We start from the raw sequence: 12,125 nt of genomic DNA, 5'->3' as shown, positions 1-12,125 counted from the left end.
CTATGTTCTTTTGCTCCGATTCCCATGCATTTTTCCTGAGTGCAAGTGTTTTGTTATATGTCCACCTGCAAAGCTCAAGGGTGTTAGTCATAATTGTTTTTTGAGCCTTTGCAGGATAGATTCTATAACGAAGCACTTTCAACAATCAGTTCACCTTTTAGGTATCAACCTTTTAGGTATCAATATACTATCCAATAATCTTTCTCTGGCATATTATTTTATGTAAATGGTTACTATACATATGTTAATAAAGTTGCGTTGTTGGAGTTGACGGGCTGTATCCCACCATTGAAATGGCAGGGATTAGCCCTTACTTGATCCTAAATCCATCCTTTTTCAAGGAATGTTCATTCCGGGCTAAACCCGAAACTCAGAGGCGCAAAGCCCTGCTCTGCATCCATCACTCTTTTTGCGGAAATTCCCTCGATCTCGAGGATAAATACCTCAACGACCATGAAGGTCTCGCTTTCTCCCCTGAGGCACCCAAGTCTAACTGCATCTCCCCGGCCTGCCCCTGCATGCAGGTGGATTTTGGGCTTTCCGTCCTCCAGGAAAATGTTTCCTATCCCGAGAATCTCATGGACGTCACCAAAGCCGGACCAGACAGGATCGGGAGGCCTTTTGTTTTCCTTTGGGCCTGCCACAAGCTTTCCTTCCTTCAATGCACCTAACAGCATGAAAACAGCGGACTCGATCCGCTCCAGTTCTGCAAGTTTGAGCAGTTCCAGAATAAGGTCATCCCCATGGTCGATCCTCACGGTAAAGACCCTGCCTATTCTTCCTTTTGCATACTCCATGTTTGCAATCTCCTTCTGATCCGATATGCTTCGATCCTGCATATCCGATATGCTTACTGGTCCGTGATCTTCCCATCAACAAGCCTGACGATCCTGTCGGCTTTTGCGGCCAGGTCCTCGTTATGGGTCACCACGATAAATGTCTGATTGTATTCCCGGTTCAGCCGCCTGAGGAGCTCGTAGATCTTGTCCCCGGTTTTGGTGTCCAGGTTTCCCGTAGGCTCGTCCCCAAGTACGATTGCCGGAGAACAGCTTAGCGCCCTTGCCACGGCAACCCTCTGGTTCTGCCCCCCGGAGAGCTCGCTCGGCTTGTGGTCCATCCGGTCTTCAAGTCCGACTTCCTTAAGAAGCTTTTCGGCAACTTCCTTTGCCTCTTTCCTGCTTTTTCCAGAAATCAAAAGAGGCATCATAACGTTTTCCAGAGCCGTGAAATCCGGTAGCAGGTGGTGGTACTGGAAGATAAAGCCCAGCATCCTGTTCCGCAGCTCCGAACGCTCCTTATCCGACATTTCCGTCACGTCGCTGCCGCCGATCAGGAGGGTACCGGCGGTGGGGGTGTCAAGCAGGCCTATAAGGTGCATAAGGGTGCTTTTCCCCGAACCCGAAGGGCCGACAATTGCCACGAATTCCCCCTTTTTGATTCTCAAAGTCGCATTGTCAAGAGCCCGGAAATCCACCCCATTTTTGTAAATTTTTGTCAGGTTCTTCAGTTCGATGATGGGGCTTTCTTCTGTCATACCTGTCCTGCATTTTTGAAACTTTTGTATTAAAAGTAGAGGGCTTCTTAAGTAAAGAGTTTTTTGGCAGGAAGGCAAAAAAGCCCGAAAATAGGGAATTCTGCGAAGCCGGACAGAATGACAAAAAGCCTGATACATTTTAAAGCCCGATGCATCCGGCAAACGATATGTACCGCAAAGTACCGGCCTCTCAAAAGAGGCTGAAAATTCAGACATCATATAATAATTTTTTCAAAACGAATATTTCAGCAGCCTTATCCCTGATCCCATCTTTAATGCAAAATTAACCCGGTTGTCCCGGATATACCAATTTCAGTATTAAACAATTAAGGATTAAGCAATTTAAGGATTAAGCAATTTAAGGATTAAGCAATTTAAGGATTAAGCAATTTAAGGATTAAGCAATTTAAGGATTAAGCAATTTAAGGATTAAGCAATTTAAGGATTAAAGCAATTTAAGGATTAAGCAACTACATAGGACAAATGTGGTGCTAATCCCCGCCATTTCAATGGTAGAATACAGCCCATACTTATGTTTCTGTAAGTTTTTTGTGTCCCAGCGTAAAACTGGAATGTTAGCTGGAGAGACCGATCAAGAGTGGCGATCGATAGTCGCTTCAGGACAGTAATCGAAATATAGATGCCTGCGGCTTCAGTCGTGGGAGCTGTCACGAAAATATTCAGGAAATGCCGAAAATGGAATTGAAATACGTGCCTACAACCTGCCCATATTGTGGGACAGGATGCGGTTTTAACCTTGTGGTAAAAGACGGGAGGGCTACAGGCATCGAACCCTGGCACAGGGCTCCTGTAAATTCGGGCAAGCTCTGCCAGAAAGGGAGGTATGCCCATGAGTTCATCCACAGCAAGGACCGGCTTGTGAAGCCGCTGGTCAGGAAAAACGGGCAGCTTGTAGAAGCGAGCTGGGAAGAAGCCCTGGATCTTATAGCAGGGAAATTCATGACTTTCCGTCCGGAGGAATTTGCCTGCCTCTCCTCCGCAAAGGTCTCGAACGAGGACAACTACCTGATGCAGAAATTCTCCCGGGCGGTCCTCAAAACCCCAAACATCGACCACTGTGCAAGGCTCTGCCACTCCTCCACGGTTGCGGGCCTTGCCGCTGTTTTCGGTTCGGGGGCCATGACTAACTCCATTGCGGACCTGGAAGAGTCTAAATGCATCTTCATTATCGGGAGCAATACCCTGGAGCAGCACCCCCTTATAGGGAGGAGAGTTATGCTTGCAAAGAAGAGGGGGGCTAAAATAATCTATGCAGACCCCCGCCGTACGCCCACGGCAAAACAGGCCGACCTCTACCTTTCTATGTACTCCGGCACGGATGTGGCCCTGCTGAACGGGCTCATGCACCACATCATAGAAAAAGGCCGGGAAGACCGGGAATTTATTGGAAAAAGGACAAAAAATTACGAGGCAATGAAAACCGTGGTCATGCAGGAAGCCTATTCCCTGCCTGAGGTCTCGAAAATCACAGGGGTGCCTGAAGATAACTTAAAAATAGCAGCTGAGTGGATTGCCAGTTCAAAGCCTTCCGCACTCATCTATTCCATGGGCATCACCCAGCATACGGTGGGAGTGGACAATGTGAGGTCCACGGCAAACCTTATGCTTCTGACCGGAAACCTGGGAGTTCCGGGAGGAGGGGTCAACCCCCTGAGGGGGCAGAACAATGTGCAGGGGGCCTGTGATATGGGCTGCCTGCCGGATGTGTATCCCGGGTACAGGAAGGTTGCGGACCCTGAAACCCGCAGGAAAATGGAATCTCTCTGGGGAGTGAGCGGGCTTCCGGAAAAACCGGGGACCACGGTTACGGAGCTTATGGAAGAGCTTGCGGAAGGAACGTCCCCGGTCAGGTGCCTGTACGTGATGGGAGAAAATTTCATGCTTTCGGACCCTGAACTGAACAGGGTAAGGAAAGCTCTTGAACACCTGGACTTTCTGGTCGTGCAGGACATTTTCCTGAGCGAGACCGCAAAGTTTGCCGACGTTGTCCTGCCTGCAACCTGCTATGCGGAAGAGGACGGGACCCAGACCAGCACCGAACGCCGGGTACAGCGGCTCAGGAAAGCCCTGGACCCGCCGGGAGAGGCTAAGGCTGACTGGCGCATCATCTGCGAACTTGCTGGCCGTCTGGGGTACGGCCCTCAATTTTCTTATCCTGGCGAAGCTGAGATTTTCGAAGAGATAACAAAGGCTGTTCCCCAGTACGGGGGCATCAGTTACGGCCGCCTTGAAAACCCGGAATCTCTCCAGTGGCCCTGCCCGGACAGGTCCCATCCGGGAACCCCCATACTGCATACTGAAAAATTTGCCACGCCTGACGGGCTTGGGGAATTTTCCGCCGTGGAATGGGCTCCCCCGGCCGAAGTCCCGGATGCGCAATACCCCTTCATCCTTACAACAGGGAGGAACATCTGGCACTGGCATACCGGGACCATGACCCGCAGGTCAGAAACCCTGGACTCCGAAGTCAGGACCGGCTGGGTGGAGCTTCACCCCCTGGACGCAGAAAAGCTCGGGATAGAAAACAGAGAAAAAGTCCGCGTGCTTTCCCGGAGGGGGGAAATCGAAATCCCTGCAATGGTTACGGAAGACATAAAACCCGGGGTTGTCTTCATCCCCTTCCATTTCAGGGAATGTGCAGCCAACCTGCTGACCAGCGGAGCCCTTGACCCCGTGGCAAAGATTCCGGAGTATAAGGCCTGTGCAGTCAGGATTGAAAAAATAGAGCCAGTAGAACAAAAGGAACCGGCAGAGAAAAAGGAACCGGCAGAACAGAAGGAGGGTAAGCCTTGAAACCTTCGGAAGGAGACGTGTTTTATGTCCGGGCCTGTAACCGTGAGTTCCTGGAAAAGGGGGAATCCGGAGGAGCGGTTGCAGCCCTTTTGAAATTCGCCCTGGAAAGCGGAAGTGTGGACGCAGTGCTCGGGGTAAAAAAAGGAGCGGACATTTACGATGCAGTGCCGGTGCTGATCACGGACCCTGAGGAAATTTCGGAAATTTCAGGTTCCCTGCACTGCGGGACCCTTCTTCTGTCCAGGCTTTTCAGCAGCTACCTGGAAGGGGCAGAGGGCCTTAGAATTGCAGCTGCCCTGAAAGGTTGCGATGTCATGGGGCTTTATGAGCTTGCTAAGCGGGGTAAGCTCAGGCTGGAAAACATCCTCATGCTGGGGTTGAACTGCGGAGGCTCGATAAGCCCGGAAACGGCAAGGGAAATGCTTGCAGAGAAGTTTTCGGTGGACCCTGATTCGGTTAAAAAGGAAAGGATTTCTAAGGGTAAGTTTATCGTCGAGACACCGGAAGGGGAATTTTCGTTTCCCATGGACGAACTTGAAGAGGAAGGTTATGGGCGCAGGAGCAACTGCAGGCGCTGCATGCTGAAAATTCCGAGACAGGCCGACCTTGCCTGCGGGGAGTGGGGTGTTATGGGCACGGAGGCAACCTTTGTTGAAGTCTGCAGTGTGAAGGGTGCGGAACTGCTTGAGCGGGCAAAAACTTCAGGTTCGGTTGAAACCACCCTTCCGGTCCCGAAAGGGCTGGAAATCCGGGAAAAAATAGAGCAGTCGATGCTGAACCTGGCCGCGGACTGGAGGAAAAAAGACTTCATGGCCCTGGGAGAGGGGAAGGCCCGCCTGCAAAAGCTGGTGGATGAGACTTCCCGCTGCATCAAGTGTTACACCTGCATTGAAGTCTGCCCTCCCCTGGCCGGGGCAAATGTTTCGGACTTTACTGTGGATGCCCCGGGAAAGGTGCCCCCTTCCTTTGCCTTCCATACGCTGCGCTACTCCCTTGTTGCGGACTCCTGCATCAACTGCGGACAGTGCGAGGAACTCTGCCCAATGGACATCCCGAATGCCCTGTTCATGCATTCCTTTGCCGTTGAGCTTCAGGAACTCTACGGGTACCGGGCAGGAGAAGACCTTTCAGTCCCGAAAGTTGCCCCAATGGAAGTTTTCCTGCGGGAAAAAGAGCAGGGAAAAGAGCCAGAAAAATCAGGCAAGTGGTGAGGGCAGGGGCTCTTCAGGGACTTCTTCTATTGCCCGGCCCCGGCTCACCAGGTAAGCCGCTGTCAGGATGAAGCCGCAGCCCAGCAGGGTCGAGGCGTAGAGGGGGCTTTTTAAGACCGTGCTGTCAAAAAAGATCCCCGAAACCGGCTCGATCAGGGCAAGGATGCTGCCGGTCTGGGCCCTGATACCGGAAATCCCCCTCAGGTAGAGGAGAGCGGCACAGGTGATGGTGACCCCGAAGAGAAATAGGGTATTGAGATTTTCAAGGAGCACGGGAAGGGGAGTTAAGGCTGCGGAAGGCAGCACAAAGCACAGGCTGACAGCCGTGAGCCAGAAAGTCTGGGCCATCCCGGAGTAGTCGTGCCTCAGGTAGCGGATCGTGATTATGGTTACTCCGAAGGTAAACCCGGAAAGCATGCCGAAACCCACGCCTTTGAGGAAATCGGAACCTGCCTCCAGGCCCGCCAGTATCTCACCGGGACGGGCGATCAGCGCTACCCCCAAAACTGCAAGGAAAAGGGGAAGAAGGTTTTTACTGCTGCTCTTTTCCCCGAGGATGGGAGGAGCAAGGAGACTCACATAAACCGGGGCCGTGTAAAGGAGCAAGACCGCAACGGAAAGCCCGCTGTACCTGATAGCTGAAAAATAGCAGAGGCCGTTGACTGTGTTCAGGAAGCCGAGCAGCAGCAGGTATTTCCTGTTTTTCCCGAGCCGGAGCTGGGGAAGGCCTCCTCTCAACAACAGGTAGAGGAAAAGCATGCATAAGCCAAAAGCGAGCCTGCAGAAAAGAACGGACCCCACGGACATGTCCTGGACCCGGTCAAGAAAAATCCCTATCGTGCCGTAGATAATGCTGCCGCTTATGACTTCGGAGTGGGATTTGAAAGTTGAGTGGGATTTGAAAGGGCCTGCCCGCGCGAGCATGCCCCTGAATTAAATACTTCAGTTATATATTATTTTGGAAACTTATTCTTCTTCTGTCCCGAAAAGCCCTTTTTTCCCGAAAATTTTCCTTTCCCCTGAAATCAGCTTCTTTAAGGAAACGGAACTGTCCAGGCTCACCACAATTGCTGCTGCCAGGATGAAAACGGACCCGACAAGCATCCCGCTGTGGACCGAGTTATTCAGGACCGTATAGTCAAAAAAGATACAGGAAACGGGTTCTACCAGGGTGAGGATGCTGCCTGTAACGGCAGTTACGCCTGCAACCCCTCTTATATAGAGCACTGCCCCGATTGCCGTGATCATAACCCCGAAGAGCATGAGGGTCCGGAGGTTTGCCGCAAGCACGTCCCCTGGCACGGATGCGGCTAACGGGGCAAGGAAGACAAGGCTTATGGTGCTCTGCCAGAAGAGCTGGGTTAAGCCGTTGTATTCGTTTCGGAGGTAGCGGACCGATACTATGACCCCGCTGCTGAAAAGCCCTCCTGTAAGCCCGAAAAGCACGCCTTTCAGGTAATCTCCGGTAAAATCAAGCTGTTCGAAACCGCCTTCGGGCCTCGTTACGTAGAAAACGCCTATCAAACCCAGGAAAAGGGCAAGAATGGTCCTTCCGGTGTTTTTCTCCCCAAGCAGGAGAGGGGCAAGGAAAGTAAGGTATATGGGGTCGGTATAGAGGAGCAGGACGGCAGAAGAGGCTCCCAGGTAGCGTATAGCGGAATAATAGGAAAACATCTGTGAAACGTAGAGAAGCCCCAGCAGAAGAAGGTACTTTTTCCTTTTCTTTAAAGAAAGTTGCCCGAGCTTCCCGGTAACGGCAAGATAACAGAGGATGGCCGCGAGGCCGAAAAGCAGCCTGTAGAAAATAATAGAGCCCACGGACATGTCCCGGAGCAGTTCCATAAAAATTCCGACAGTACCGTAGATCATGCACGCAGCAAGGAGCTCAAAATGGTGCTTATACGAGGCGGACATTATAATTAATTGAGTATATTAATGTATATATATTTTTAGGAGGAGTGCAGCATCTTTAAGGAAATAAAGTAAGAAGTCGTATTTTTTCAACCTGGCCTCTGGTTTCCCTGTTTACTTCTCATCTGTTTTCCTGTTTATTTCCCTGTTTACTCCCCTTTTTACTTCTTGTTTATTTTCCTGTTTATTTCCCTGTTTACTCCCCGTTTATTCTCCTGTTTACACCCCGTTTCGTCCTCATTTATTTCCTGGTTTTCTCAGGCTGAATACCACCTGCTCCCTGCTCCCGGTCCTGTAGATTGTAAGCCCTTTTAAGCCCTGTTTCCAGGCATAAATGAGGGCTTTTCTTATCTCTTCCCTGCCGGCTTCGTTCGGCATGTTGATGGTCTTGGAAATTCCGGCATGGCAGTGGCGCTGGAAAGCCGCCTGCATGTCGATATGGGCCTTCCAGCCGATATCCAGGGCCGACCTGAAGAGCCGCTTTTCCCCTTCGTCCGGAGATTTTTCGGCTTCAAAGTCCTGCAGGGTGCCGCGGGTATAGACGTGTTCCAGCAGCCGCCCGTAATCGGCTTCCGAAAGTTCCGGCCTGAACCGGGCTTCGAAAAGCAGGTGCACCAGCATAAACTCCTGGCCAACTGTCCCGGTCCGCCTGTACACCCAGCTGAAGACGGGCTCGATCCCTGCAGAACAGCCCGCCAGGATACTTATCGTGCCTGTGGGGGCAATTGCGGTGAGAGCGGCATTCCGCATGGGGAGTTCCCAGGTAGAGCGTGCATGTTCCGGAAAAAGCCCTTTTTCTGCTGCAAGCCGTCTCGATTCCCGGACTGCAGCCCCGCTTATCTGCTCCATGAGTTTTTCCCCGAGCTTTAGGGCTTCTTCGGAGTCGTAGGGGAGCCCAAGCTTCAAAAGCAGGTCATGGAACCCCATTACCCCGAGCCCGACTTTCCGGGTCCTTTTTGTGGCTTTCTCGATTTCCGGGACCGGATATGTGTTTTTATCGATTTCATTGTCCAGGAAGCGTACGGCTTTTCCGGTAACCTCCCTGAGGAAGTCCCAGTCCACCTGCCCACCTTTTACGAAAAGGGAAAGGTTGAGGCTGCCCAGGTTGCAGGACTCGAAAGGCAGGAGAGGCTCTTCCCCGCAGGGGTTTGTGGCAGTGATTTTTCCCAGTTCCGGGGTGAAGTTGTCCCGGTTTATGCGGTCGTAGAAGATGATGCCGGGCTCCCCGTTGCTCCAGATCCCTTCAACGATTTCGGAGAAGATGTCTCCTACCTTCACTCCCGTCCTTTCGTTCCAGATTTCCTCTTCCCGCCCCGCCTCGACAAGCTCCATAAAGGTATCCGGGACCATCACCGAGAGGTTGAAGTTCCTGAAATCCCCTTCCGCCTTTTTGGCCCTGATGAAGGAAATGACATCGTCATGGGACACGTCCAGGATCCCCATGTTGGCTCCCCTGCGCCTCCCGAACTGCTTGATAACCTCAGTTGCCGCGTTAAAGAGCCCCATAAAAGACACCGGCCCGCTTGCGACCCCATCGACGCAGAGGGCAGGAGAACCCTTCGGCCTTATATTTGAAAAATTAAAACCCGTACCTCCCCCGGTCTTCTGGATAAGGGCCGCGGTCTTGACGGCTTCAAAAATCTCCTCAACACTGTCCTCCACCGGGACCACGAAACAGGCGGAAAGCTGCCCGAGCTTGGTCCCCGCGTTCATGAGCGTGGGGGAACTCGGAAGAAAGAGCTTCCTGACCATCAGCTCCCTGAATTCCCGGTACTCGGCTTCGTCACTTGCAATCGCCTTTGCAACCCGCTCGCACACATCCTCCCAGCTCGTCTCCCCTTCCCGCAAATACCTGGCTTTAAGTATCTCAGCTACAAGGGCATCCCATCCTTCCGCACTTCCCAGCATCCGAAGTCCTCTTCCTGTAGATTGTAACTCAGGCAAATAATAACCCAGGCGGCTATTAACCCAGGCAGATATTATCCGGGCCGCAGTGATTCTATCCAGGCCGCAGTGATTCCGGCACCCGTATCTAAAAAAACTTAGTCATTAAAAAGAACTTATATTGTATATCTCGCGGATTTTTTATCATTGTATCCGAATATCTATTCAGGATCTGGCTTAAGAAGCGAATTTACTAATCCGGCTCTGCAGGAATGCTGGATCTTCAGGAATGTTCTTTGTATACCGATACTCGATCTTCATTCAAGTTCGAGACTGACGTCAAAAACCCGGTTTTGTGAATCAGTCACCCTTATTCCTTTAAGACACGCGGCTCGCAAAACCCCGGAATCTCACCGGTCGTGCTCACACGACCGGCTTTTCCACAAAATTCATTGAAAAACACTGGACAAAAAAATAGAGATATGGCTGAAAACAGGTTGGTTTGACGGTAAGTCTTCAGCCAGATGCCTTAATGAAAATTTAGAAAAAGAGAAAATTTAAAAAAATTTAAAAAAGAGAAAATTAAGTGAAAACCGGTCAGACCAGTTCAGCCTTTATGATCTTCACTTCGGACTTGGGGCGGTCATTGCGGTCGGTTTTCACCTTGCCGATGGCATCGACTACTTCCATACCTGCCACGACTTTCCCGAAGACCGGGTGCCCTCTGTTCAGGTGGTTGTTGTCAACCAGGTTGATGAAGAACTGGCTGCCGCCTGTGTTGGGGCCGGCGTTTGCCATGGAGATTGTGCCCCTGTCGTTCCTGTTGTGCTTTGTGAACTCGTCCGGAATTTCATACCCAGGGCCTCCCATGCCTGTTCCTGTAGGGTCTCCGCCCTGAAGCATGAAGTTAGCGATCACACGGTGGAAGATAATGCCGTCGTAGAAGCCTTTGTCCACAAGTTTTGCGAAGTTCCCTGCCGTAACCGGCATGTCTTCGAACAGTTCAAGGGTGATGTCACCCACATTAGTGTGAAGAATTACTTTCTTGCCTTTCCATACAGCCATTTCCATTCCTCTGTTTATTTTTTACCGATCTTACTCAATAGAGACTGGCTCTAACTTTCTCCAACCGGTCTTTATCCGATGTTCTTGTTTATATGCCTGCTTCATGCCGGCTTTTTATGCCCTTTATGCCTGCTTTGCATGTAAGGTCTTCGGCTCAAAGCCAGGACTCAGGGCATTTTTGGCGGGAAAAGACGGAGATGAAAAAAGTATTAATTTTTTATTATTGTTGCGGCCCAAACTGGCCCCCTCCCCGATTGATACCGAATTTTAAAAGAGGGAAAATTGAAGCCTGCCAGATTAATCGCAGATAATTTAATATATATTTACATGACAGTATAATAATAAATAGTTTGGCTTCTGATATATAACGATTTTTACATAAGTTAGAGGTCTTTCCTTGGAAAAATCTGTTTGAATTTCCAGTTTTGAGTCGATTAATATATGGAAGTGTAAATAAAAAGTACGTAGCAAAATTTTCGCTCTATTTTTGCCCTATTATCCTTCACCATGCCCTCAACTGACTATATTATTTTATCCAAATCCTTACTTTTTTATAGGCGGCCTTGTAGATTTTTAATTGGAGTAAGTTTTCGCAAATATTCGAAAAATTTAGGAAATATCATAGAAAGTTTTTGCAAATAAGTGTTCGCAAATAAGTTTTCACAAATAAGTTTTCACAAATAAGTGTTCGCAAATAAGTTTTCACAAATAAGTGTTCGCAAATAATAGTGGGGAATATACATCGACAGGTTTCAGGCAATCTGCCTGTGGATAGCTGCAGGCCTCTTCTTTATAGCTGCCATGCTGCCGGTTTCAGCCGAAACGGTTCCTGAAAACGAAACAGATATACCGGGTACCGCCCCTGAAATCAATTACACCGACATCCTTGATCCCGGACTGGACCTCAATTTCCGCTTCCTGACCTCGATGCTGGAAATGCTGGACCTTAACCTGAGGCTCATAAACGAGACCCTCAATTCCCGGGTCTCGGAATACCCCTTCCTGCAGCCCACCATCGAAGGGACAAGCTCGGGAATCAGTTCCGTGAGTTCAATCCTGGCAGTCATGGGCTCGGGCCCCGAAGGCATAAATGACACAAACATCACGCCCGAGTCCTTCAATGAAAGCTTTGCACGCCTGAATGAAAGCCTCGAACCCCCGGAGGCAATGATTGAAGCTGCCAACTCGACCCTGGGAGAGCCAAACGCCACCACCCCGATGATAACCGAGATGTTCGAAAGCGTGAAAGCTATGCTTTCTTTATTCGACTAATATTTTAACTGAACATCCGGCCGAAATTCCTGCAGAAATACTTGCTGAAATACTTGCTGAAATCCCGGCTGAAATCCCGGCTGAAATCCCGTCAAACACCCGGAAGGCTTTGCTGCCCGTATTTCAAGACTCACGGCATCCTTAAACCACATAGCAAGGATGAGAAACACCCGATTCTGACGCCCAGCTAATCTGGCAGGCATGCCCGCCGGGGCATAAGATATCGAATCCAGGAAAGAGAAACGAATTAGCCGGAGCAAACTTACAAAAATAATTTTGAGTTTTAATTTTTACAACTTTATAATAATGTTTCACATTTAATCCACTATTTATAAGTTGGTCAGTATTTTCAACACTGTGTTTTTATTCTTTTATCCCTCCAAAATATTTTCAGTGCACGAAAGCCTGAAAAGCCCCAATTCTAGAAAAGTAAC

Annotated in this window: 10 protein-coding genes; 3 read left to right on the top strand and 7 right to left on the bottom strand. The window is 50.0% G+C overall.

The genetic code is table 11. The annotated features are described in order from the left end of the window. From FTO70_RS09160 to FTO70_RS09150, 3 genes are all read right to left on the bottom strand, one after another. Positions 1-136 (bottom strand): helix-turn-helix domain-containing protein (locus FTO70_RS09160; protein ID WP_255335452.1); only part of this gene is annotated, 136 nt, incomplete at its 3' end. A 211-nt stretch (positions 137-347) separates the two neighbouring features. Then, positions 348-797 (bottom strand): PPC domain-containing DNA-binding protein, encoded by a 450-nt coding sequence (locus tag FTO70_RS09155; RefSeq protein WP_255335449.1) that lies wholly within the window; start codon positions 795-797, stop codon positions 348-350. Positions 798-850: 53 nt separating this feature from the next. After that, a complete protein-coding gene (locus tag FTO70_RS09150; protein ID WP_255335448.1) occupies positions 851-1,534 on the bottom strand; it encodes an ABC transporter ATP-binding protein in 684 nt (227 codons plus the stop codon). A gap of 696 nt (positions 1,535-2,230) precedes the next feature. On the opposite strand from FTO70_RS09150, the gene fdhF reads away from it, so the two are divergent. After that, on the top strand, positions 2,231-4,348 hold the full coding sequence (gene fdhF, locus FTO70_RS09145; protein WP_255335447.1) for a formate dehydrogenase subunit alpha: 2,118 nt from the start codon (positions 2,231-2,233) through the stop codon (positions 4,346-4,348). Continuing rightward, positions 4,345-5,559 carry a Coenzyme F420 hydrogenase/dehydrogenase, beta subunit C-terminal domain gene (locus tag FTO70_RS09140; RefSeq protein WP_255335446.1) on the top strand — a complete coding sequence of 405 codons (1,215 nt, stop codon included), beginning with the start codon at positions 4,345-4,347 and terminating at the stop codon, positions 5,557-5,559. Before fdhF ends, FTO70_RS09140 begins: the two co-directional genes overlap by 4 nt. On the opposite strand, the gene FTO70_RS09135 is transcribed toward FTO70_RS09140, so the two are convergent. The 4 genes from FTO70_RS09135 to FTO70_RS09120 all read right to left on the bottom strand — a co-directional run bounded on the left by FTO70_RS09135 (position 5,545) and on the right by FTO70_RS09120 (position 10,419). Further along, positions 5,545-6,483, bottom strand: coding sequence for a DMT family transporter (locus tag FTO70_RS09135; protein ID WP_255335445.1), 939 nt, complete (start codon positions 6,481-6,483; stop codon positions 5,545-5,547). The genes FTO70_RS09140 and FTO70_RS09135 overlap by 15 nt on opposite strands. Positions 6,484-6,525: 42 nt before the next feature. After that, complete coding sequence (locus tag FTO70_RS09130) at positions 6,526-7,473, bottom strand: DMT family transporter (protein WP_255335444.1); 948 nt, start codon at positions 7,471-7,473, stop codon at positions 6,526-6,528. Positions 7,474-7,707: 234 nt separating this feature from the next. After that, complete coding sequence (locus FTO70_RS09125; protein WP_255335443.1) at positions 7,708-9,378, bottom strand: adenosylcobalamin-dependent ribonucleoside-diphosphate reductase; 1,671 nt, start codon at positions 9,376-9,378, stop codon at positions 7,708-7,710. Positions 9,379-9,951: 573 nt separating this feature from the next. Then, positions 9,952-10,419: a peptidylprolyl isomerase gene (locus FTO70_RS09120; protein ID WP_255335442.1), complete on the bottom strand. Its 468-nt coding sequence runs from the start codon at positions 10,417-10,419 to the stop codon at positions 9,952-9,954. A gap of 801 nt (positions 10,420-11,220) precedes the next feature. Here FTO70_RS09120 and FTO70_RS09115 point away from each other — a divergent pair. Next, a complete protein-coding gene (locus FTO70_RS09115; protein WP_255335441.1) occupies positions 11,221-11,691 on the top strand; it encodes a hypothetical protein in 471 nt (156 codons plus the stop codon). Positions 11,692-12,125 lie beyond the last annotated feature (434 nt).

The sequence above is a fragment of the Methanosarcina sp. KYL-1 genome, from assembly GCF_024372725.1.
Taxonomy (GTDB): domain Archaea; phylum Halobacteriota; class Methanosarcinia; order Methanosarcinales; family Methanosarcinaceae; genus Methanosarcina.
The sequence above is the reverse complement of the archived record's forward strand: the minus strand, read 5'-3'. Positions and strand labels throughout refer to the sequence as shown.

What these genes read in the sequence shown, in the direction of transcription:
- FTO70_RS09125 (WP_255335443.1), bottom strand. Translation starts at nt 9,378, where the DNA reads ATGCTGGGAAGTGCGGAAGGATGGGATGCCCTTGTAGCTGAGATACTT.
- FTO70_RS09120 (WP_255335442.1), bottom strand. Translation starts at nt 10,419, where the DNA reads ATGGCTGTATGGAAAGGCAAGAAAGTAATTCTTCACACTAATGTGGGT.
- FTO70_RS09155 (WP_255335449.1), bottom strand. Translation starts at nt 797, where the DNA reads ATGGAGTATGCAAAAGGAAGAATAGGCAGGGTCTTTACCGTGAGGATC.
- FTO70_RS09115 (WP_255335441.1), top strand. Translation starts at nt 11,221, where the DNA reads ATGCTGCCGGTTTCAGCCGAAACGGTTCCTGAAAACGAAACAGATATA.
- FTO70_RS09150 (WP_255335448.1), bottom strand. Translation starts at nt 1,534, where the DNA reads ATGACAGAAGAAAGCCCCATCATCGAACTGAAGAACCTGACAAAAATT.
- fdhF (WP_255335447.1), top strand. Translation starts at nt 2,231, where the DNA reads ATGGAATTGAAATACGTGCCTACAACCTGCCCATATTGTGGGACAGGA.
- FTO70_RS09130 (WP_255335444.1), bottom strand. Translation starts at nt 7,473, where the DNA reads ATGTCCGCCTCGTATAAGCACCATTTTGAGCTCCTTGCTGCGTGCATG.
- FTO70_RS09135 (WP_255335445.1), bottom strand. Translation starts at nt 6,483, where the DNA reads ATGCTCGCGCGGGCAGGCCCTTTCAAATCCCACTCAACTTTCAAATCC.